This window comes from Gordonia zhaorongruii, from assembly GCF_007559005.1.
Taxonomy (GTDB): Bacteria; Actinomycetota; Actinomycetes; order Mycobacteriales; family Mycobacteriaceae; genus Gordonia; species Gordonia zhaorongruii.
Genome location: NZ_CP041763.1, coordinates 414,708 through 435,413, shown reverse-complemented (window position 1 = coordinate 435,413; position 20,706 = coordinate 414,708). Strand labels below are relative to the sequence as shown.

General features: G+C 67.3%; 20 protein-coding genes. 4 read left to right on the top strand and 16 right to left on the bottom strand.

The features are described from left to right. Positions 1–11: 11 nt before the first annotated feature. From purQ to FO044_RS02010, 3 genes are all read right to left on the bottom strand, one after another. The gene (gene purQ / locus FO044_RS02020) at positions 12–692 is read right to left on the bottom strand and encodes a phosphoribosylformylglycinamidine synthase subunit PurQ (protein WP_132993009.1); all 681 of its coding nucleotides are present in this window, start codon (positions 690–692) and stop codon (positions 12–14) included. A 7-nt stretch (positions 693–699) separates the two neighbouring features. After that, positions 700–939 (bottom strand): phosphoribosylformylglycinamidine synthase subunit PurS, encoded by a 240-nt coding sequence (purS, locus tag FO044_RS02015; protein ID WP_132993008.1) that lies wholly within the window; start codon positions 937–939, stop codon positions 700–702. A gap of 128 nt (positions 940–1,067) precedes the next feature. Next, on the bottom strand, positions 1,068–1,556 hold the full coding sequence (locus FO044_RS02010; RefSeq protein WP_132993007.1) for a glutathione peroxidase: 489 nt from the start codon (positions 1,554–1,556) through the stop codon (positions 1,068–1,070). Between the two features lie 80 nt (positions 1,557–1,636). On the opposite strand from FO044_RS02010, the gene FO044_RS02005 reads away from it, so the two are divergent. Both FO044_RS02005 and FO044_RS02000 read left to right on the top strand, forming a co-directional pair. Continuing rightward, complete coding sequence (locus FO044_RS02005; RefSeq protein WP_132993006.1) at positions 1,637–2,110, top strand: MarR family winged helix-turn-helix transcriptional regulator; 474 nt, start codon at positions 1,637–1,639, stop codon at positions 2,108–2,110. Then, positions 2,107–3,624, top strand: coding sequence for a DHA2 family efflux MFS transporter permease subunit (locus tag FO044_RS02000; protein ID WP_132993005.1), 1,518 nt, complete (start codon positions 2,107–2,109; stop codon positions 3,622–3,624). The genes FO044_RS02005 and FO044_RS02000 overlap by 4 nt, the downstream gene beginning before the upstream one ends. 203 nt (positions 3,625–3,827) lie before the next feature. Here the strand turns inward: FO044_RS02000 and FO044_RS01995 are convergent, their stop codons facing one another. Genes FO044_RS01995 through purB form a run of 3 tightly spaced genes read right to left on the bottom strand, consistent with a single transcriptional unit; the run spans position 3,828 to position 8,343 of the window. Continuing rightward, positions 3,828–5,969, bottom strand: a complete 2,142-nt coding sequence (locus FO044_RS01995) for a S9 family peptidase (protein WP_132993004.1) — start codon at positions 5,967–5,969, stop codon at positions 3,828–3,830. Then, on the bottom strand, positions 5,962–6,864 hold the full coding sequence (locus tag FO044_RS01990) for a phosphoribosylaminoimidazolesuccinocarboxamide synthase (protein WP_132993003.1): 903 nt from the start codon (positions 6,862–6,864) through the stop codon (positions 5,962–5,964). The genes FO044_RS01995 and FO044_RS01990 overlap by 8 nt, the downstream gene beginning before the upstream one ends. Positions 6,865–6,915: 51 nt before the next feature. Next, complete coding sequence (gene purB / locus FO044_RS01985; RefSeq protein ID WP_132993002.1) at positions 6,916–8,343, bottom strand: adenylosuccinate lyase; 1,428 nt, start codon at positions 8,341–8,343, stop codon at positions 6,916–6,918. Between the two features lie 445 nt (positions 8,344–8,788). Here purB and FO044_RS01980 point away from each other — a divergent pair, with 445 nt between their 5' ends. Next, a complete protein-coding gene (locus FO044_RS01980) occupies positions 8,789–9,724 on the top strand; it encodes an alpha/beta hydrolase-fold protein (RefSeq protein ID WP_132993001.1) in 936 nt (311 codons plus the stop codon). Here the strand turns inward: FO044_RS01980 and purD are convergent, their stop codons facing one another. From purD to FO044_RS01950, 6 genes are all read right to left on the bottom strand, one after another. Continuing rightward, on the bottom strand, positions 9,725–10,978 hold the full coding sequence (gene purD / locus FO044_RS01975) for a phosphoribosylamine--glycine ligase (protein ID WP_132993000.1): 1,254 nt from the start codon (positions 10,976–10,978) through the stop codon (positions 9,725–9,727). Positions 10,979–11,042: 64 nt separating this feature from the next. Next, entirely contained in the window at positions 11,043–12,254 is a 1,212-nt protein-coding gene (locus FO044_RS01970) for a low temperature requirement protein A (protein WP_235831405.1), read from the bottom strand. 75 nt (positions 12,255–12,329) lie between these two features. Beyond that, positions 12,330–14,432: an ArnT family glycosyltransferase gene (locus tag FO044_RS01965; protein ID WP_132992999.1), complete on the bottom strand. Its 2,103-nt coding sequence runs from the start codon at positions 14,430–14,432 to the stop codon at positions 12,330–12,332. Continuing rightward, a complete protein-coding gene (locus tag FO044_RS01960) occupies positions 14,429–15,772 on the bottom strand; it encodes a bifunctional glycosyltransferase family 2/GtrA family protein (protein ID WP_132992998.1) in 1,344 nt (447 codons plus the stop codon). The genes FO044_RS01965 and FO044_RS01960 overlap by 4 nt, the downstream gene beginning before the upstream one ends. Before the next feature lie 218 nt (positions 15,773–15,990). Next, positions 15,991–17,019, bottom strand: coding sequence for an aldo/keto reductase (locus FO044_RS01955; RefSeq protein ID WP_132992997.1), 1,029 nt, complete (start codon positions 17,017–17,019; stop codon positions 15,991–15,993). Between the two features lie 14 nt (positions 17,020–17,033). Continuing rightward, positions 17,034–17,483 carry a MerR family transcriptional regulator gene (locus tag FO044_RS01950; RefSeq protein ID WP_132992996.1) on the bottom strand — a complete coding sequence of 150 codons (450 nt, stop codon included), beginning with the start codon at positions 17,481–17,483 and terminating at the stop codon, positions 17,034–17,036. A gap of 93 nt (positions 17,484–17,576) precedes the next feature. Between FO044_RS01950 and FO044_RS01945 the strand changes: the two genes are divergently transcribed. Beyond that, positions 17,577–19,697 (top strand): RecQ family ATP-dependent DNA helicase, encoded by a 2,121-nt coding sequence (locus tag FO044_RS01945; RefSeq protein WP_132992995.1) that lies wholly within the window; start codon positions 17,577–17,579, stop codon positions 19,695–19,697. Between the two features lie 11 nt (positions 19,698–19,708). On the opposite strand, the gene rpsR is transcribed toward FO044_RS01945, so the two are convergent. From rpsR to rpmB, 4 genes are read right to left on the bottom strand one after another with little or no spacing between them, the layout of a single operon-like run. After that, the gene (rpsR, locus tag FO044_RS01940; RefSeq protein ID WP_132992994.1) at positions 19,709–19,903 is read right to left on the bottom strand and encodes a 30S ribosomal protein S18; all 195 of its coding nucleotides are present in this window, start codon (positions 19,901–19,903) and stop codon (positions 19,709–19,711) included. Beyond that, positions 19,903–20,208, bottom strand: a complete 306-nt coding sequence (gene rpsN, locus FO044_RS01935) for a 30S ribosomal protein S14 (RefSeq protein WP_132992993.1) — start codon at positions 20,206–20,208, stop codon at positions 19,903–19,905. Before rpsN ends, rpsR begins: the two co-directional genes overlap by 1 nt. Next, positions 20,208–20,378 carry a 50S ribosomal protein L33 gene (gene rpmG, locus FO044_RS01930; protein WP_207924506.1) on the bottom strand — a complete coding sequence of 57 codons (171 nt, stop codon included), beginning with the start codon at positions 20,376–20,378 and terminating at the stop codon, positions 20,208–20,210. Before rpmG ends, rpsN begins: the two co-directional genes overlap by 1 nt. Next, positions 20,375–20,608, bottom strand: a complete 234-nt coding sequence (rpmB, locus tag FO044_RS01925; RefSeq protein ID WP_132992991.1) for a 50S ribosomal protein L28 — start codon at positions 20,606–20,608, stop codon at positions 20,375–20,377. The genes rpmG and rpmB overlap by 4 nt, the downstream gene beginning before the upstream one ends. Positions 20,609–20,706 lie beyond the last annotated feature (98 nt).

The window sequence follows — 20,706 nt, the reverse complement described above, 5'->3', positions numbered from 1 at the left end:
TCATGACCGGATCAGACTGCTGCCAGGACCGCGTCGAGTGCCGAGTAGAAGAGACCCAGACCGTCGTCGGACGGACCGGTGAGAGCCTCGATCGAGTGCTCGGGGTGCGGCATCAATCCGACGACGCGGCCGTTCGCGCTGGAGATGCCGGCGATGTCGAGCTGCGAGCCGTTGGGGTTGTCACCCGCGTAGGTGAACGCGATGCGGCCTTCGCCCTTCAACTCCTCCAGGGTCTCGTCGGAGGCGACGTAGCGCCCCTCCCCCGACTTCAGCGGGATGAGGATCTCGGCGCCGAGCTCGTAACGAGTGGTCCAAGCGGTGGTGTTCGACTCCACGCGCAGCCACTGATCACGGCAGACGAAGTGCAGACCCTCGTTACGGGCCAGGGCCCCCGGCAGGAGCCCCGCCTCGCACAGGATCTGGAAGCCGTTGCAGATACCGAGCACCGGCATACCGCGTTCGGCGGCGGCCACGACCTCGCCCATCACCGGCGCGAACTTGGCGATCGCCCCGCAGCGGAGGTAGTCGCCGTACGAGAATCCACCGGGGACGACGACGGCGTCGACGCCCTTGAGGTCGGCGTCGCCGTGCCAGAGCGAGACGGATTCGCCGCCTGCCATGCGCACGGCGCGGGCGGCGTCGACGTCGTCGAGGGTGCCGGGAAAGGTGATGACTCCGATGCGAGCGGTCATGACGCGATCACTCAGCCACGCGTGAGACGGCGAAGTTCTCGATGACCGTGTTGGTCAGCAATTCTTCGGCGATGCGATCGAGGTCGGCGTCCGAGACGGTGTCGTCGACCTCCAGCTCGAATCGCTTGCCCTGCCGGACGTCGGCGACGCCGGAGAATCCGAGACGTCCCAACGCACCGGAGATCGCCTGCCCCTGCGGGTCCAGGATCTCGGCCTTGGGCATCACATCGACCACTACACGCGCCATCAGGCACCGCTCCTCACTGAAGTGATGTGCAAGTCCGGGCCGCTACCGCGGTCCGGACGATCCGCAGCAATCGTACCCGGCCCGACCTGGGTCGCAGCATTCGCACACGACCGCAGTCGGCAAGGGGTTCAGAGGGCGCCTTCGATGGCCTTCTTCACTTCGGGTGCGTCCGGTTCGGTGGTCGGACGGAATCGTGCGAGGACCTCGCCGTTCGAGCCGACGACGAATTTCTCGAAGTTCCACGCGATATCGCCGGCCTCGCCATCGGCGTCGGGAGCCTGGGTGAGAAGTTCGTACAGCGGGTGACGCCCCTCGCCGTTGACGTCGGACTTCTCCAGGAGCGGGAAGGTGACGCCGTAGTTGGTCGAGCAGAACGTCGCGATCTCGTCTGCGGTGCCCGGCTCCTGCCCCATGAACTGGTTGCACGGAACACCGACGACGGTCAGCCCCCTGGGGCCGTACTCCTTCTGCAGTTCCTCGAGCTTCGTGTACTGCGGAGTGAGGCCGCACTTGGAGGCGACATTGACGACCAGCAACGGGCCACCGAACTCGGAGAGGTCGGCGGGCGAGCCGTCGAGGGCGTTGACGGGTACGGATTTCACGTCGGAGTGACTCATGTCCCACAGCGTAACGACCGGTGAGCAGCCTCACCAATAATTGCATTGCAGCAATATTTGCGTGGGCGTAAGTTATTCACGTGTCTTCAGTCGATCTCCCCGATGAATCCGTCCGCAGTACCAGTTCGGTGCTGCTGCGCTTTCTCGAGCACATCGCCGAACAGCATCTCTGCAGCACCGCAGACAACCTGGCAGCCACGGACCTGACGCTCTCGCAGCTCCGCATGCTCCTCGTGTTGCACCACGGTGATGAACCGATGTCGGTCAATGCGCTCGCTGAGGCCGTGGGGCTCTCCCTCGCGGCCGCCGGGAGGGGCGCGGATCGGCTGGTGGGCCTGGAACTCGTGGACCGTCGGGAGGACCCGGCCGACCGCCGCGTCAAACGACTCTCCCTGACCGACCAGGGCCAGGCGCTGCTCGATGACCAGTTCGCGCTGAAGGCGGACGACCTCACCAGTTGCGTCGCATCGCTACCGGAAACGTCACGGACCAGACTCCGCGACACCCTGACCGACACCCTGACCCACCTCTCACCAGAGAAAGTGACCCCATGACTTCATCCGTCTCGGCTCCTGCGCCGGACAAACTCGGTCGCGATGTGTTCATCGTCGCCGGTGTGGTCGTCCTCGGCGCGATCATGTCGATCCTCGACGTGACCGTCGTCGGCGTCGCACAGAACACCTTCGCGCAGGAGTTCTCATCGTCGCCTGCCAGCGTCGCCTGGTCGATGACCGGCTACACCCTGGCACTGGCAGCCGTGATCCCGATCGCGAGTTGGGCCGCTTCGCGGTTCGGCACCCGCAACGTGTACCTCGCCTCGCTGGTTCTGTTCCTGATCGGCTCGATACTCTGCGCGATGGCCACCAGCATCGGCACCCTGGTCGCGTTCCGCGTCGTCCAGGGCCTCGGCGGTGGTCTGCTCATGCCCATCGGCATGATGATCATGACCAAGGCAGCCGGTCCGGCGCGCGTCGGCTCGGTCATGGCCGTCCTCGGAATCCCGATGCTGCTCGGCCCGATCGCGGGACCGATCCTCGGTGGCTGGCTCATCGAGATCGCGTCCTGGCACTGGGTCTTCCTGATCAACATCCCGATCGGCCTCATCGCCATCGTCTACGCCTGGTTCGCTCTGCCGACCGACAAGGACAAGGTCAGCCCCTCGATCGACGGCATCGGCCTGCTTCTCCTGTCACCCGGTCTGGCACTGTTCCTGTTCGGCGTCTCCTCGAGCGCCGAAGAGGGAACGTTCGGCGCACCCAAGGTGTACGTCCCGATGATCATCGGCGCACTGCTCATCATCGGGTTCGTCTTCCACGCGCTGCGCGCTAAGAATCCGCTGATCGACCTTCGCCTGTTCAAGAACCGGACCCTCATGGTCTCGGTGCTCACGATGGTCACCTTCATGATCGCGTTCTTCGGCTCGTCGCTGCTGTACCCGCAGTACTTCATCGGCGTCCGCGGCGAGACCACGCTCATCGCAGGCCTCCTGCTGGCTCCGCAGGGCATCGGCGCCATGTTGACCATGCCCATCGCAGGCAAGATGACCGACAAGATCGGCCCCGGAAAGTCCGTACTCGGCGGCCTGGTGCTGCTGGTCATCGGTGTGGGCGCATTCGTCTTCCTCGGACCGGAGACGTCGTACCTCTACCTGTGCGGCGCCCTGTTCGTGCAGGGCCTCGGTATGGGCATGACGATGATGCCGATCATGTCGGCCGCTCTCGCCACGCTGAAGCCGGAACAGGTCAACGACGGTTCCACTCTCGTCAACGTCGTCCAGCAGACCGCGTCATCGATCGGCTCCGCAGTGATCACGGTCGTGTACACCGGCCTGCTGACCGCCGGCGCCAGCTTGGCGATCGGCTCCAACGTCGCACCGGACATGGTGCCTGCGGACGTACCGCAGGGCATGCTCGACCTCGGATTCGATGACGCCGCCTCGGCGTTCGCCACGACGTTCATCGTCAGCACGGTCCTGGTCGCACTGACCCTGATCCCGGCGTTCTTCCTGCCCCGTAAGAAGATCGCGCAGAGCGTCACCGAGGAGCAGGTGCCGGCCGTCATGCACTGACACCGTCGCCCGACCCACGACCTGTGCCCCGCTGTGAGAACAGCGGGGCACAGTCGTCTGCTGTCGTCCCCGCTCCGCCGGATCTCCGGTTTGCCGTCGCAGGGAAGGGAGCCGCTGCCCGTCGCTTTTCTCCAACGCCGATCGTCGCGCATCCCCAACGCGTACCGGTGGCGATCTCCGCCCCGACGCCGCTGGATCGGACCTCAGATCGCGCCGGTCTCGCGGAGGATCCACGCGAACTCGTACGCGGTCTCCTCCCACTGCTTGTAGCGTCCGCTCACACCGCCGTGACCCGCTGACATCTCGGTCTTCAGCAACACGGGCAGGCCCGACGTCGTGGACTCCTGTAGTCGCGCAACCCATTTGGCAGCTTCGGTGAACAGCACACGCGTGTCGTTGAGCGACGTCAACGCCAGGATCGACGGGTAACTGCGCGGCTCCACGTTCTCGTACGGTGAGTACGTCTTCATGTACTCGTACACCTCGGGATCGTGGAGCGGATCGCCCCACTCGTCCCATTCGGTGACCGTCAGCGGCAGCGACGGATCGAGGATGGACGTCAGCGCGTCGACGAACGGCACCGCCGCCAGCACGCCCTGGAACAGCTCCGGCGCCATGTTCGCGACCGCACCCATCAGCAGACCGCCCGCCGAGCCGCCGTCGGCGACGAGCTGCTGCGGCGTCGTACGACCCGAATCGACCAGATGCCGGGCGACGGCGATGAAGTCGGTGAACGTGTTGCGCTTGAAGTTCAGTCGGCCGCCCTCGTACCAGGGCCGACCCAGCTCTCCACCGCCGCGCACATGCGCGTACGCGACCACCATGCCGCGGTCGAGCAACGACAACCGCGCCACCGAGAAGCCCGGATCCATGCTCATCTCGTATGCGCCGTATCCGCACAGCAGCACGGGTGCCGCAGTGTCTGCGGGCAGATCACGGCGTCGCACGAGCGAGACCGGGACACGGGTGCCATCGTCGGCGACGGCCCACTCCCGCGTCGCGACGTAGTCGTTCGGGTCGTAGTCGCCGAGCACCGTCTGCCTGCGAAGCAGCGTCCGCTCGCCGGTCGCGACGTCGAGATCCAGCGCCTCGGCCGGCTCGACGAAGCTCATGTACCCGAGGCGCAGCCGAGGTGCGCTCCACTCGGGGTTCGACCCCAGACCGGGTGAGCACAGTTCCTGGTCGAACACCACCTCGACGAAGTCGGCCGGGGACGGCAGTCCGTCGACGGTGCGCAGGTCGGCGATCGCCACCTTGGGCACGGCGTTCGCCCGGTACGAGAGGACCAGGTAGTCGCGGAAGCAGTCGACGTCTTCGACGCGGCGCTCCGGATCGTGCGGGATCAGAGTGCGTCGGGCCGACGCATCGCCGACCGGCATCACGTCGACGGCGTAGTTGACGGCCCGCTCGCCGTCGACGATCCCGTTGTGCACGATCACGAAGTAGTCCTCGCCCGCGATGCGGGCGTGCTCCACTCCGTACTCGGTGCCCTCGGTGCGCCCGGCGACGCTCGTGAACTCCCCCGTCGGATCGTCGGCGGGCAGGGTGAAGGCCTCGCTGGTCAGCTTCGAGTCGGAGACGATCATCAGGTAGTCGTCACTGTGCGTCGATCCGACGCCGACCCAGTACCGTTCGTCGGCCTCGTGGAAGACCTTCACGTCCGGCGAGCCCGCGCCCACTTCGTGACGCCATACGGTGTCCGGGCGCCAGGCGTCGTCGACCGTCGGATAGAAGACGAACCGGCCGTCCCTGGACCAGGTGGCTCCGCCGCCGGTGTCCCGCACCTCTCCCGGCAGGTCCTCGCCGGTGACGAGATCACGGAACTTGAGTGCGTACCGCTCGTCGCCGTCGACGTCGACGCTGTACGCCAACTGCGTTCCGTCGTGGCTCACCGAGAGTGCACCGAGGCTGAAGAAAGGCTTGCCCTTCGCCTCGATGTTCGCGTCGAAGAAGACCTCTTCGCCGGGCAGGAGAGCGTCCACGGACACCTCGGGCGGCGTCCAGTCGTCGTCATCGGCGATCGGGCACCGGCAGTACCGCGGATAGTCGGCGCCCTCGGTGGTGCGAACGAAGTACCAGAAGCGGTCGTTGCGCGTCGGGAGACCCATGTCGGTCTCGAGGGTGCGCGCCTTGATCTCCTCGTACACGGTCCGGCGCAGGTCTGCGAGATCGGCGGTCTGAGCTTCGGTGAAGGCGTTCTGGCCCTTGAGGTACTCGATGACCTCCGGGTCGTCCTTGTCGCGCAGCCACTCGTACTCGTCGACGAATACGTCGCCGTGGTGGACGCGCTCGAAGTGGACCTTCTTGGCGACGGGCGGTTGCGTGCGGATCGTGGTATCAGGCATCGGCGGTGAGCCTGTCAGGCCAGTCGGCGAAGGACAACTTCGAGATGCGCTCGTACGCCTCGATGTAGCGGGCACGGGTGCGCTCCACCACCTCATCGGGCAGGGCGGGCGGCTGCTCCCCCGAGTTCCGGTCCCACCCCGATTCATCGCCGGTCAGCCAATTGCGGACGATCTGCTTATCGAAGCTCGGCTGCACGCGACCCGGCGTGTAGTCCTGCGCGTCCCAGTAGCGGGACGAATCGGGAGTCAGCACCTCGTCGGCGAGGACGAGCGAGCCGTCGGGCGCCTGCCCGAACTCGAACTTGGTGTCGGCGAGAATGATGCCGCGGTCGGCGGCCAGCTCGGCGCCGCGGCCGTAGATGTCGAGGGTCGTCTCACGCAGTTGCTCCGCGAGCTCGCGGCCGACTGTGTCGGCGACCTGATCGATGGATACGTTCTCGTCGTGATCGCCGACCGCGGCCTTGGTGGCCGGAGTGAAGATCGGCTGCGGCAGGCGGTCGGATTCGCCGAGCCCGTCGGGCAGCTGCACGCCGCACACCGCACCGGTTGCCCGGTAGTCGATCAGCCCCGAACCGGTCAGGTAGCCGCGCGCCACGCATTCGACGGGCAGCATGGGCAGCTTGTGCACCACCATCGACCGGCCGACGAGGTCGGCAGGGATCCGGTCATCCTGCGGACCGCCTGCCAGATGGTTCGGGACGCCGAGGGCGTCGAACCAGAAGAAGCTGGCTGCGGTCAGGATTCGGCCTTTGTCGGGGATCGGCGTCGACAAACTGAAGTCGTACGCCGAGATCCGGTCGGAGGCGACCAGGAGCAGTGTCCGATCGTCGATCTCGTAGATGTCGCGGACTTTGCCGGACGCGACGTGCCGGTAGGAATCGAGTGCGGGACGCATGAGCGTTGCGGAACCTTCTTCTCGGCGGCTGATCGTTAGCGGATCAGATGGTCAGAGGATCGGGGCCGGGCGGTAACCGGCAGCCTCGGGGTCGGTGTCGATCCAGGCGGCCGCATCGGCGACCACCTTCGTCACCTGGGCCTCTGCGGCACCGGTGAAGGCCGTCTTATCCGCGATCAGCTCATCGAGTCCGGCGCGGTCGAGTGGGATGCGATCATCAGCGGCCAACCGGTCGAGCAGATCGGGTTCTCGCCCCTCCTCACGCATGGCCAGTGCGACGGCCACCGCGTTCTCCTTGATCGCCTCGTGTGCGGACTCGCGGCCGACGCCGGCGCGCACCGACGCCATCAGCACCTTGGTGGTTGCGAGGAACGGCAGGTAGCGATCGAGCTCGTTGGCGATGACCGCCGGGTAGGCGCCGAACTCGGCGAGAACCGTCAGGAACGTCTCCATCAGCCCGTCGATGGCGAAGAACGCGTCCGGCAGGGCGACGCGTCGCACCACCGAGCAGAACACGTCGCCCTCGTTCCACTGGGCGCCGGAGAGCTCGCCGGTCATCGACGCGTAGCCGCGCAGGATGACGGCGAGACCGTTGACGCGTTCGCAGCTGCGGGTGTTCATCTTGTGCGGCATCGCCGAACTGCCGACCTGGCCTGGCTGGAAGCCCTCGGTGACCAGTTCGTGGCCCGCCATCAGTCGCACCGTGGTGGCCAACGACGACGGCCCCGCGGCCAGCTGGACGAGCGACGAGACCACGTCGTAGTCGAGGGATCGCGGGTACACCTGACCCACCGAGGTGAGCGCGTTGGCGAATCCGAGGTGCTGCGCCACCTTCGTCTCGAGTTCATCGAGCTTGCCCGCGTCACCGTCGAGCAGGTCGAGCATGTCCTGGCTGGTGCCCATCGGGCCCTTGATCCCGCGCAGCGGATAGCGCGCGATCAGCTCGTCCACTCGAGTGAGGGCGATCATCAGTTCGTCGGCGGCACTGGCGAAACGCTTGCCCAGCGTCGTTGCCTGCGCAGCGACGTTGTGGCTGCGGCCAGCCATGACAACGGTCGCGTACGACGCAGCACGCTCGGTGACGCGAGCCAGGATCGCGATGCCGTGGCCGCGGACGTGCTGGAGCGACCGGAGGACCTGTAGTTGCTCGACGTTCTCGGTGAGGTCGCGACTGGTCATCCCTTTGTGGATCTGCTCGTGCCCGGCGAGGTGGTTGAACTCCTCGATCCGAGCCTTCACATCGTGCCGGGTGACTCGTTCACGCTCGGCTATCGAATTCAGGTCGATCTGGTCGACCACTCGCTCGTAGTCGGCGATGGCGTCCGCGGGAACGTCGATCCCGAGATCGCGCTGCGCCTTCAGAACGGCGATCCACAGTTGCCGTTCGAGAACGATCTTGTGACTCGGCGACCAGATCTCGGCGAGGCCTGCGGAGGCGTAACGGTTGGCGAGGACATTGCTGATGGCAGGTTTACCCACGTGGAGCAGTCTACGGTCGTCGGGTGCAGGCACGAAAAGCGCTTCGCCCGGCGAAGGTAAACTGGGCGGGTGCCTACCAGCCCACCGCGCCGAACGGACGGTGGCTGCCGACCGACGACGAAGGACTCGAACCCGATGTGTTTCCCGGTGCCCTGCAATCGCTGCGGCAAGACCACGTGGGACGGGTGCGGCGCGCACGTCGACGAGGTCATGGCTGAGATCTCGATCGACCAGCGCTGCGTATGCGCGGACTCACGCCCGACCGGCTGACCACTTCTGCCTCCTACGTATCGGTGCACCTCAGAGGTCACCGACCTGCGGGTCGAAGCTGAGAGATTCGGCACTCCCGCGGCCGCGACATGCCGGTAGCACCCCGGTCAGCCGGTATCGTGAGACGGCGATGACCCGCGATCGTTCTCCTCAGCCCGACGCGGCGCCCCACACGATGCAATCCACTGGTTCCGTGCTGTCCGGCGCCGTGACCCGTCGTGCGCTCTCCCGGAGGGGACTGCTCACCGGCGGCGCTGGTTTGGCCGTTCTGGGATTGGCCGGTTGCGCGACCAACGATCCCGTCACCCCGCAGGGTGCCGCGCACATCGGCCCGGACGACGAACTCCCCATCGAGACGACGCCGCCCGAGATCGCCGACGACCCGCCCGTCGTGACCGGTTCGTTCGTGTCGGCGAAGATGGCCGGACGTCCCACCCGCTGGGCCGTCTCCCGCCCTCGCGGTGTGACCGGCGAACTGCCCGTGGTGATCGTCGCGCATGCGCTCAACACGGATGAGCGCACGATCTTCGCCAAGGCCCTCAACATTCAGGGCGTGGTGCAGCAGCACGTCGACGCCGGTAACCCGCCGTTCGCGGTGGCCTGCGTCGACGTCGACCGTAATTACTTCCACCTGCGGAACGATGGCGCCGACGGCGCCGCGATGATCATCGATGAGTTCATCCCGCTCCTCGACCGCAGCCCCGAACTCGATCTCCGCACCGACCGGATCGGCCTGTTCGGCTGGTCGATGGGCGGCTACGGCGCCTTGCGCATCGGTGCGATCCTCGGTGCGCAGCGGGTCGCGGCTATCGCCGTGAGTTCGCCCGCGATGTGGGCCGATCCGACCATGTTCCCGCCGCGGGCCTTCGACTCGTTCGCCGACTACCAGGCCAACTCGATGTTCGGTCAACAGCACGTCTTCTCGAAGATTCCGCTGATGATCAGTATCGGGACATCCGACCAGTTCTACACGTACACCCGCCAGTGGGCATCCGACCTGCATCCGCCTGCCGCGTTCGCCACCTCCCCCGGCGGACACACGAACCGCTTCTGGCGATCCGTGCTCCCCGATCAGGTCGCCTTCCTCGGCCGGGCCCTCGCTGCACGCTGATCAGAGCGTGATGGCCCCGTCCTCGGCCGCCTTGCCGATGTCGGTGCGAAAGTGCGAACCTGCCAGGCCGACCTGCGTGAGACGTTCGTACGCCTGAGCGCGCGCTTCGGTGAGACCGGCACCGCGACCGACGACGGACAGCACGCGGCCTCCCGACGAGACAACCGTTCCCGCATCGTCGAGCGCCGTTCCGGCATGCAGCACGCCCTCGGTGCCCGCACCGTCGATCGGATCGCCCTTGCGCGGGGTTCCCGGGTAGTTCTCGGCGGCCAGCACCACCACGACGGCACTGCCGTCGAACCAGCGCAGCTCCGGCAGTTCGCCGAGCGTGCCGTTCGCGACGGCGGCGAGCGTCTCGCCGAGCGGGGACTCCAGCAGGTCCAGGACGGCCTGCGTCTCGGGGTCGCCGAAGCGGCAGTTGAACTCGACGACGGCCGGACCGTCTGCACCGATTGCCAGTCCCGCGTACAGCAGCCCCGAGAACGGGGCGCCACGGTGGACGAGTTCGGCGGCGACGGGGCGTACCACCTCGTCGACGATGCGGCCCACCATGCCGTCCGGCAGCCATGGCAGCGGTGTGTATGCACCCATGCCGCCGGTGTTGGGGCCCTCGTCGCCGTCGCCGACCCGCTTATGGTCCTGTGCCGGGAGCAGCGGGACAACGGTGTCACCGTCGACGAGGCAGAACAGGGACACCTCGGGGCCGTCGAGGAAGCTCTCCAAAAGGACCGGATGACCGTTGTCGACCACGTCCACCGCGTGAGCGCGGGCCTGCGCACGATCCGTGGTGACCACCACGCCCTTACCCGCCGCCAGTCCGTCGTCCTTGACCACCCAGGTGGGGCCGAACCGGTCGAGTGCCGCGTCCACGCCGGAGGTGTCGGTGACGCTCTCGGCGCGGGCGGTGCGCACTCCGGCCGCCGCCATCACATCCTTGGCGAAGGCTTTGGAACCCTCGATCCGGGCGGCCGCCGCATTCGGTCCGAATACCGCGATGCCCGCTTCGCGCAGCGCGTCGGCGACGCCGTTCACGAGCGGGACCTCCGGGCCGATCACGACGAGGTCGGCACCGATCTCGCGGGCGAGGGCGACCACTGCGCCGCCGGAGTTCGCGTCGACCGCATGGTTGGTCGCGATCGCCGCCGTCCCGGCGTTGCCGGGGGCCGCGTGCAGGTCCGTCACCGACGGGTCGCGGTCGAGTCCGAGGAGGAGGGCGTGTTCGCGGCCGCCCGAGCCGATCACCAGTGCGCGCACGGATTACAGCGTAGACACCGCGGGCCGCGGGTCATAGCATCGGCTGCGGTCCGGCGGCGAGCATTCAGCCCTCGGCGACGGCGAGGCGCCCATTGAACTCGATGATCATCGTGGGCAGCACCGGAGCCAGAGCGGCGACGACCACGGCGACCAGCAGGGGGCTCCCCGCAGCCATGACGGCCACGGCGACTGCGATCGGCACCAGGCCGGCGAGCAGCAGCGCCACCTGCAACCGGGATGGTCCGGCGAGGTAGAAGTGCAGGGCCACCGCGCCCGACGTGAAGATCGCCAACGGTATCGCCAGCGCGAGCAGCACCATCATCTGCGAGTCGTGGGTCTGGCCTTCGACCCACATCGCGATCAGGTGCATGCCGGCTCCTACTGCGGCGCAGCTCATGAACACGGGGATGCTCGCGTACCCCCACACGAAGCACCGACTCCGACGCTCGGCGAGGTGCCGGCCATTCGGCATCACCGTGTACAACCACCACATCGCGAAGGTCAGGCCGAGAGCGGTCACGCCGAGTACCGCGGTCTGCACGCTCCATCCGGTGCGTGCGATCTGCGCTTGCAGGACGGCGACCGTTCCGACGACACCCTCACCGAGCGTGATCACGATCAGCGTCGAGTAGCGCTCGGTGATGTGGAACGGATTCCACGGTGTCGGGCGCACGAAGTTCTCCGCGATGAACGGACCGAGAAACTCGACGAGAACGCAGACGGCGATCGCAGCGAGCGTCAGGCGAAGCCCCATGGGCGCCAGAGCCACCACGATCCAGCCCAACTGGGCGATCGCGCAGGCGGCCGCGTAAGTCAGGGCCGTCGACCGGCACTCCTTCGACTGGCGGGCCGCGCGCAGCCACTGCGGCACCAGACCCAACCGCATCACCATGTACCCGAAGGCGATCACCTTCAGGTCGACGTGGGCTTCGGCGTCGATCGAGGCGAAGACCGGCGGGATGCCGACCGCCATGACGGCGACGCCGACCATCTGCACGAGGACCGAGAGCCGGAACCACGGATCGTCGGTGTCGAACGCCGACGCGAACCAGGCGAAGTTGATCCACGCCCAGATCGCCGCGAACGTCACGAGGACGTAGCCGACGACTCCCGCGAAGACCTTGCCATCGCCGAGGTAATCGGACAGTTGAACGCCAGCCACCGAGAAGAGCACGACGAAGATCAGGTCGTAGAAGACCTCCAGGCCGCTCCCCGCCCGATCGCCTTCGACCGGGTCACGGCCGACCATCCGCTGCACCTGCGTCCGCACTGGCATCGGACCACCGTAAACCCGAACGCCTGCCCTCGTCGTGTGACGCAGGCAGGCGTTCGGTCGTTCCGGTCCGTTCGGCTACTTCGCCGTGAGGTCGTACAGCGTCGTCCCATCCACGGTGGTCGAAGGGAAGTTCGCCGTCACCCATTCCTTGATCTGCGCCGAGGTGCCGCTCGACCCGCCGGGGCCGAAGCCGCTTCTCCCATCACCGCCGTCTCGGTTGCCACCGATGAAGTAGTGGATCCGCCCCGCGGCCACGTACGCCTTGAACTCCTCGAGGGTCGGCGACGGGTCGGTCCCGTTGAACCCGCCGATCGGCATCACCGAGTGATCGGCCGCGATCTGATAACCCGACGCCTCCATGGCACCGACGGCTGCCGCCACCCACGTGTATCGATCGGCGTCGGCGCGCAGCGTCGCGGTCATCTCCTCGCTGGACTTCGATCCGTTGAGCAGTCCGCCCATGCCGCCTGGGCCACCACCGGGCCCGCCTACGGTGCCGCCCTGACTCGCTCCACCCTGGCCCGGCATCGACGGCGGACCGAAACGTCCGCCCCCTGGACCGCCGTGACGGCCGCCAGGTCCGCCTATGGCTCCCGCGACCTCGGGTCCGGCGCTGATGATCGACCCCTCCTTGGCGGTGCCGACCGTGTCGAGGGTGTAGGCCACCGGGCCGGCGAGCCCGGCCACGATCGCCGCCGCAGCAGCGACCGCCGCGACCCGTGCGTGCCATGGCTTGCCGCCCGCGGGTGCGATGAGCATCAGCACCCCTGCGATGGCGCCGACGACCACGACCACCCACCGGAGCCACGGAACGAATTCCGACGAGCGTGCCAGCAGTGCGAATGCCCACCCGACGCTGAACCACACTGAAACGGCGAAGGCGAGGCGGACCCAGAGCTTGCGGCGGTGCGGCCAGGTCACGGCGACCGACCCGGACAGGGTCGCCGCGATGCCGGGTGCGAGCGCGGCCGTGTAGTAGCTGTGGAAGATTCCGGCCATGAAGCTGAACACCAGCCCCATCGTGAGCAGCCAGCCGGCGAATGCCAGCAGGTACGCGCGACGGCGGTCGGTGCGCGGTGCCCTGCCGATCAGCACGAGCGCTGCGACGAGCATGATCAGCGCCGCCGGGATGAGCCAGGCGATCTGGCCGCCCTGCTCGGCGTCGAACATACGCAGCGGACCGCTCTGACCCCAGCCCATGCCGCCGCCCGGACCGCCCGTTCCACCTGGGCCGCCGGCCATCTCGTTCATCATGGAGGTGCCACCGTGCGAACTACTCCCGCCGCCGACGCTGCCCTCCTCGTTTCCGTTGAGCCGACCGAACCCGTTGTAGCCAAAGGTCAGTTCGAGGATCGAGTTGTGCTGCGAGCCACCGATGTACGGGCGGCTCGATACCGGCCACAGTTCCACCGCCACCACCCACCAGCCCGCACTGACGATCAGGGATGCGAGCGCGACGAACAGATGTCCGCACCGGCGCAGCCACGTTCCGGGGGCCGCCGCGAAGTACAGGAGCACCATCGCGGGCACGATGAGCATCACCTCGAGCTGCTTGGCAAGAAAGCCGAACCCGATGGCGGTGCCCGCCAGGATCATCCAACGCATTCGGCCCGTCTCGATCGCCTTCAACAGCGCGCCGATCGCCGCGATCATCAACAGGATGAGCAGGGCTTCCGGGTTGTCGAACCGGAACATCAGCGCGGCGACCGGGGTCAGCGCGAGGACCACTCCTGCGCCTATGCCCGCCCAGTGCCCGAACACCCGTCGCGTGATGACGTACAGCAACGCCACCGATGCGACGCCCATCAGCACCTCGGGCACCAGGACCGACCATGAGCTGAGGCCGAACACCCGGACCGCGAGTCCTGGGATCCACAGGGACGCAGGGGGTTTGTCGACGGTGATGGAGTTGGCCATGTCGGACGAACCGAAGAACCATGCCTTCCACGACTGAGAGCCGGCCTGGATCGCCGCCGTGTAGAAGGAATTGGCCCATCCGTTCGCCGACAGGTTCCATAGGTACAGGACCGTGGTTCCCACCAGCAGCGCGGCCAGCGAGACGGCCCGCGTCCGCGGTGCGGGGCCTGCCGCGTCCGAGACCGTGCACTTCTGCGCAGTCGATCTGGCCGCAGCAGTGTCGTGATGGTCGGGGGTGTTCAGTGCGCTCGCGGCGGTCATGCGGCGGCCCCTTCGGTGCGGTCGTTCTTCCCGACGTTGTGCTTCTCGACGTTGTCCCGGTCGATGACGGCCTGCTCGGCGGTGTGCTGACGGGGTGCGCGCGAGACGAAGAGCCTGCGCAGCCCGATGAACCTGGTGGCGGTTGCCACGAGGTTCGCGATCACCAGGGCGGTGAGTTCGACGACGCGGCCCGGGTCGAATGCGATCGCATGCAGCACGAGCAACGATCCTGCTGTCACCGCCCAGCCGAACGCGAAGACTGCGAGGCCGACGAGGTGATCGCGCATCCGTCGTTCACCTCCGCGGACGCCGAAGGTGAATCGGCGGTTGGCAGCGGTGTTGAGGACTGCTGTGGTGCCCAGCGCGAGGAAGTTCGCCACTTGCGCACCGCACCAGTTGTGGAGGATCAGGTAGAGCACCGCGTAGGCCACGGTCGAGGTGACGCCGACCGCGCAGAAGCGCGCGAGCTGACCCACCATGCCGTGCGGCACACCCGCGACGTCCGGCCCCGGCCGGTGGTCACGACCGAGCGTCTGACGCAGTTCGCTCACCGGCAAGCGTCCGCGACTCAGCGCCCAAGCTACGCGCGCACAGCCGCACAGATCGGCGACGGCGGTCGCCACCACGTCCACGGAGCTGTCGGGATCGTCGACCCAGTCGACCGGCACCTCGGCGATGCGCAGACCGATACGCTCGGCGAGCACGAGGACCTCGGTGTCGAAGAACCAGCCGGTGTCCTGCACGTACGGGAGGAGGCGGTGGGCGACGTCGGCTCGCATCGCCTTGAATCCACACTGTGCGTCCGAGAAGCGGGCGTGCATCGTGGTCCGAAGTATCAGGTTGTAGCAGCGGGAGATCACCTCGCGGCGCGGGCCGCGAACTACCCGCGACGACCGTGCGAGGCGCGTGCCGATCGCGACGTCCGAATGGCCCGATACCAGGGGAGCGATCAACGGCATCAGGGCATTCAGGTCAGTGGACAGGTCGACGTCGCAGTAGGCGACGATCTGCGCGTCGCTGGCGCGCCACACCTGATTGAGTGCTCCGCCCCGCCCCTTCCGCGCGAGGTGGACCACCTCGACGCCGTCGAACCGCGTGGAGAGTTCCCTCGCTACCGCGAGCGTCCCGTCGGTGCTCGCGTTATCGGCCACCGTGATCCGTGCCGAGTACGGCATGTTCGCGTCCAGGTACTCGCGCAGCCGTTGAACGGCCGTCGCCAGCGATTCCTCCTCGTTGTAGACCGGCACCACGATGTCGAGAAGTGGCGACGGAGGTGGCGGCTCGGCCGCCAGCCGGGTGTCGGTGTCGAGGTCAGGACCGGGATCCAGTTTCGTCGTCATGGTGACGAGAATCGCCGCCCTACCTCCCGCATCCCTGTCACCGGACTGACAGCTTCCTGTGAGCGGCGCGGCTTCTGAGCCCGGACCGGTGATCGGGGCGATCGCTGTCACGCTTACTGTGAGCGCAACGACCGATACCGCTGATCGCGAATCCACGAGCGAAACGCGTAACGATCTTGTATGGGACCGCCGCGCGCGCCATCGGGGTGTGCTTGTGATTACTCCCGACCCGACGAGATCCACGTCGGATCGTCGACGATGTTGCGCCCACCCGTCACCGTCTCGACGACCGAGTCGAGAGTCGCCAACGCATCGTCGTCCAGAGTCACGTCCACTGCGGCGGCATTCTCCGACAGCCTTGCTGCGGAACGCGTTCCGGGAATGGGAACCACCGGCACACCGGAGCGGCGGCCCGATGCGTACAGCCAGGCGAGCGCGGTCTGAGCGTTGGTTGCGCCGATTCGCCGAGCTACGCCCGACACGACCTCCAGTGCCCGCTGGTTCGCATCCCACTGCTCGCCGATCCGCGCCGTCTGCCCGCGAACGTCGGCGGACACCTGATCGCGCGTCAGTGTTCCGGTCAGAAACCCACGACCGAGTGGCGAGTAGGGGACGAACCCGACACCGAGTTCGGCGCAGGCCGGGACGACCTGGTTCTCGACGTCCCGCGACCACAGGCTCCACTCACTCTGCACGGCGGCGATCGGGTGCACCGCATGCGCGGCACGCAGTTCCGTCGCAGTCACCTCCGACAACCCGAGGTGCCGCACCTTCCCTGCCGTAACCATCTCGGCCATGGACTCGACCGTCTCGTCAACGGGAACATCAGGGTCGCGGCGGTGCAGGTACCACAGATCGATGACCTCGGTGCCCAGCCGTCGCAACGATGCGTCACACGCATGCCGCACATATTCGGCGTCTCCACGAGTGCGTTTGACGCCCACGTCGCCGTCGGGGCCGATACGGCCGGTGATCCCGAACTTGGTCGCGATGGTCACGTCCTCGCGCCGATCCGCGAGGAGCCGTGCGACGAGTTGCTCATTGGTCCCCGCCGGACCGTCGGTTCCAGGCGTCGGGGCTCCGTAGACGTCGGCCGTGTCGATGAAGGTGATCCCTGCGTCGATCGCGGCGTTCAGCACGGACAGAGCCGAGTCGTCATCGGTTCCGCCGTAGACATGGGTGACGGCCATGGCTCCGAACCCGAGTTCGGAGGTCTCGAGTCCGTCACCGAGGGTGATCGTCTGCATGACGTTGCTTCCTATCAGTCGGTTGTGCGTGTGCGGTGCTGTTGGGCGATCACATCGGGGTCGGTGAGTTCGCGCTCCGCGCAGTCGAGACCCGCCTCGATGAGTCGGTGGTAGTGGCCGATCTTGTCGTCGACGGCCCCGAGGTCATCGACGAGTTCGCGGATCCTGGCCTCGATCTCTTCGCGGTGGTCCTGCAGCAGCCGCATCCGCCTGCCGTGAGTACGCGCCCCCTGGCCGACCATCGTCACGAAGTCGCGCATGTGGGCCACCGACATACCGGTCCGACGAAGCCGCACGAGCAACTCGATCATCCGGACCGACGCGACGTCGTACCGCCGGACGCCTGCCGAGGTTCTGGGTACCGCCGGGATCAGGCCTTCGGACTCGTACCAGCGCAGGGTGTCGCGGGTGAGTCCGGTACGGGCGGACACCTCGGCGATGGATAAGGCCTCATCGGTCGGCATGCACCCAACGTATGGCCTCGAGTGCACTCAAGGGCAAGACCGGTCTGTGGAGAGAGGTTCGGTGCTGTCGGCAGACGCCGATACCGTGGTGGCATGACAGCATCCACGGTTCTGACGGCCGAGCAGCACGAGGTAGCGGATCGCGTAATCACCGCACTCGCCGGGCCGAACGCACGCCTGCGGGACGACCAGGAGACCGCTGTCGCCACCCTGGCGACGCCCGGCTCGCGTGCGCTCGTCGTTCAGGCGACCGGGTGGGGCAAGTCCGCTGTGTACTGGGCCGCCACCGCAGTTCTGCGCTCCGCGGGCGGCGGTCCGACGCTGATCGTCTCGCCGTTGCTCTCGCTGATGCGCGATCAGGTGGCGGCAGCGCAGCGGGCCGGACTGAGTGCGGCGACGGTCAACTCGGGCAACATCGAGGACTGGTCCGCAATCGAGAGTTCGCTCCTGTCAGGCGATCTGGATGTGCTCCTCGTGTCGCCTGAGCGGCTGGCGAATCCCGGGTTCGGTGCGCGCGTCCTCGACGCACTCGCCGGCCGACTCGGCCTGGTCGTGATCGACGAAGCTCATGCCATCTCCGACTGGGGACACGATTTTCGGCCGGACTACCGTCGCGTGTCGGACGTCCTGCAACGACTGAACCCCCAGACGTCGGTGCTGGCGACCACGGCGACCGCCAACCAGCGCGTCACCGACGACATCGCCACGCAACTCGGTACCGGAAACAGGCCGGGCGGCACCGGACCGGGAACGCTGGTCCTGCGTGGGCCGCTGGGGCGGAAGTCGCTGCACCTCAATGTTGTCGACGGACTGTCGCCGATCCAGCGCTACGGCTGGGTGGCCGACGAACTGCCGTTCCTCCCGGGTTCGGGAATCGTGTACGTACTGACCGTCGCCGATGCGGACCGGCTGGTAACCGCCATCCGTGCAATCCACGGCGACGACTACCCGGTCGCCGCGTACACCGGCCAGCTGCCGGCGGACGATCGTCATGGCCTTGAGGACGCACTGCTCGACAACCGGGTGAAAGCCCTCGTCGCCACATCCGCACTCGGCATGGGCTTCGACAAACCCGACCTCGGCTTCGTGGTGCACGTCGGCGCTCCCCCGTCACCGGTCTCGTACTACCAGCAGGTCGGCCGTGCCGGCCGCGCCCTGGACGAGGCCGTCGTGGTGCTGCTGACGTCGAAACTCGACGACGCCATCTGGGAGCACTTCGCCACCGCCACCATTCCCGACCCGAAGCGGATGGAACGGCTGCTCGAAGCATTAGGCGACGCAAGCGGTCCGTTGAGCGTGCCCAACCTCGAATCGGCGACCGGTATGCGACGCGGCCGCATCGAGCTGATGCTCAAGCAGCTGGCCGTCGACGACGTCGTGGAGCGCACCACGGAAGGCTGGTCGGCCACCGGCAAACCGTGGACCTACGACGCAGAGCACTACGACGGGGTCCTGGCGGTCCGCAGGCGCGAGGCCGACATCATGCACTCCTACGTGCGCGGCGAGAGCTGTCTCATGCGGCTCCTGACCGCGTCCCTCGACGACCCGGACGCGCAGGACTGCGGCCGCTGCTCGGTGTGCCGCGGCGAGTTGACGCCAGGACTGAACGACCGCCCGAACGACGACACCGTCGCCACACTGTCCGCTGTCCTGCGTCGCGATGCGCAGATTCTGGCACCGCGAAAGATGTGGCCCGGCGGCGACTTCGGATCACGTGGCCGAATCGGTCCGGCCCAGATGGCCGAGCCCGGACGTGTCCTCGCATTCGCCGACGCTCCGCAGTGGGGCGAGGTCCTCGGCGCCGCGAAGTCCGGTGACTCCTCCGCACGCGAGAAGCTCGCCGAATCGGCGGTGGCCGTGCTCGGCGACTGGGGCCGACGCGGTGGCATGCGACCCGAGGCGATCCTCTCCCTCGACGCACACGGCGGCGATCTGGCCGCCGATCTCGCCGAGCGGTTGCGGACTGTGGGACGCCGTCCCGGCGAGGCCTTTCCTGTCGTCGGCGGCCCGCGACCCGCCCGCGAAGCTACCAGCGCGGTTGAAGCCGCCTACTGGCGCGACCACCTGGGTCCCGCCCCGGCATCCGACGGATCAGTTGTCGCTCTGGTCGTCGACGAGTCGTCGAGCGGCTGGGTGGTCACCGTGGCTGCGGCGAAGCTCCGCGAAGCGGGTGCGAGCGCCGTACTCCCCCTCCTCGTGCACCAGACCGTGTAGGCGCCACTCGATCACCGAAGCAAGGCCATCTCGCGGGCATTGCGGACCGCGGTCGCGAGCTGCCGCTGCTGTTGGGGCGTAAGGCCCGTCACCTCGCGTTTGCGGATCCGGCCCCGATCCGTGAGAAACCGCCGCAGCATCTCGGTGTCCTTGTAGTCGAACGTCAGGTTCGGGTCGGCCTTGCGCTTCAGGTGTCGATTCCTCATCACCAGCTCGCTTTCGTGATGCCCGGGAGTTCGCCGCGGTGCGCCATCTCGCGGAACCGCACGCGGGACAAGCCGACCTTGCGCAGGTGGCCGCGCGGGCGGCCGTCGACCGCATCGCGATTCCGGACCCGAGTCGCGCTCGCATCGCGGGGTTGCCGCGCCAGTTCCACCTGGGCAGCTCGGCGATCCGCAGGCGTCGACGTGGGTGCGGCGATGATCGCCTTCAGCTCCGCCCGGCGTTCCGCGTACCGCGCCACGATCTCCGCACGACGCACGTTCTTGACGATCTTCGACTTCTTGGCCATCAGCGCTCCTCCTTGAACTCGACGTGGCGGCGCACGATCGGGTCGTATTTCCGCAGGACCAACCGGTCTGGATTGTTCCGGCGGTTCTTCCTGGTGACGTAGGTGTATCCGGTTCGGGCCGTGGACCGGAGCTTCACGATCGGCCGCAGGTCGGTACTCTTCGCCATCAGAGACGCCCCTCCTTCGCGATCCGGGCGACCACGGCGTCTATCCCGTCGCGGTCGATGACCTTGATCCCGGTCGCACTGACCCGAAGCGTCACGCGCCGCCGCAGGGACGGCACCCAGTAGGTCTTTCGGAACAGGTTGGGGCGCCACTGGCGCGAGGTACGGCGATGCGAGTGCGACACCTGCTTCCCGAACCCGGGAACCTTGCCGGTCACTTGGCAATGGGCTGACACGTCAACTCCTTTATTGAAACTCATTCGCATTAACGACGCCCGTCACGCTACAGTCGAGCCAAGCCAATTGGAAATCATGTTCATTACCGATTCTGTTC

What these genes read in the sequence shown, in the direction of transcription:
- purQ (WP_132993009.1), bottom strand. Translation starts at nt 692, where the DNA reads ATGACCGCTCGCATCGGAGTCATCACCTTTCCCGGCACCCTCGACGAC.
- purS (WP_132993008.1), bottom strand. Translation starts at nt 939, where the DNA reads ATGGCGCGTGTAGTGGTCGATGTGATGCCCAAGGCCGAGATCCTGGAC.
- FO044_RS02010 (WP_132993007.1), bottom strand. Translation starts at nt 1,556, where the DNA reads ATGAGTCACTCCGACGTGAAATCCGTACCCGTCAACGCCCTCGACGGC.
- FO044_RS02000 (WP_132993005.1), top strand. Translation starts at nt 2,107, where the DNA reads ATGACTTCATCCGTCTCGGCTCCTGCGCCGGACAAACTCGGTCGCGAT.
- FO044_RS01995 (WP_132993004.1), bottom strand. Translation starts at nt 5,969, where the DNA reads ATGCCTGATACCACGATCCGCACGCAACCGCCCGTCGCCAAGAAGGTC.
- FO044_RS01990 (WP_132993003.1), bottom strand. Translation starts at nt 6,864, where the DNA reads ATGCGTCCCGCACTCGATTCCTACCGGCACGTCGCGTCCGGCAAAGTC.
- FO044_RS01980 (WP_132993001.1), top strand. Translation starts at nt 8,789, where the DNA reads ATGCAATCCACTGGTTCCGTGCTGTCCGGCGCCGTGACCCGTCGTGCG.
- FO044_RS01970 (WP_235831405.1), bottom strand. Translation starts at nt 12,254, where the DNA reads ATGCCAGTGCGGACGCAGGTGCAGCGGATGGTCGGCCGTGACCCGGTC.
- FO044_RS01965 (WP_132992999.1), bottom strand. Translation starts at nt 14,432, where the DNA reads ATGACCGCCGCGAGCGCACTGAACACCCCCGACCATCACGACACTGCT.
- FO044_RS01960 (WP_132992998.1), bottom strand. Translation starts at nt 15,772, where the DNA reads ATGACGACGAAACTGGATCCCGGTCCTGACCTCGACACCGACACCCGG.
- FO044_RS01955 (WP_132992997.1), bottom strand. Translation starts at nt 17,019, where the DNA reads ATGCAGACGATCACCCTCGGTGACGGACTCGAGACCTCCGAACTCGGG.
- FO044_RS01950 (WP_132992996.1), bottom strand. Translation starts at nt 17,483, where the DNA reads ATGCCGACCGATGAGGCCTTATCCATCGCCGAGGTGTCCGCCCGTACC.
- FO044_RS01945 (WP_132992995.1), top strand. Translation starts at nt 17,577, where the DNA reads ATGACAGCATCCACGGTTCTGACGGCCGAGCAGCACGAGGTAGCGGAT.
- rpsR (WP_132992994.1), bottom strand. Translation starts at nt 19,903, where the DNA reads ATGAGGAATCGACACCTGAAGCGCAAGGCCGACCCGAACCTGACGTTC.
- rpsN (WP_132992993.1), bottom strand. Translation starts at nt 20,208, where the DNA reads ATGGCCAAGAAGTCGAAGATCGTCAAGAACGTGCGTCGTGCGGAGATC.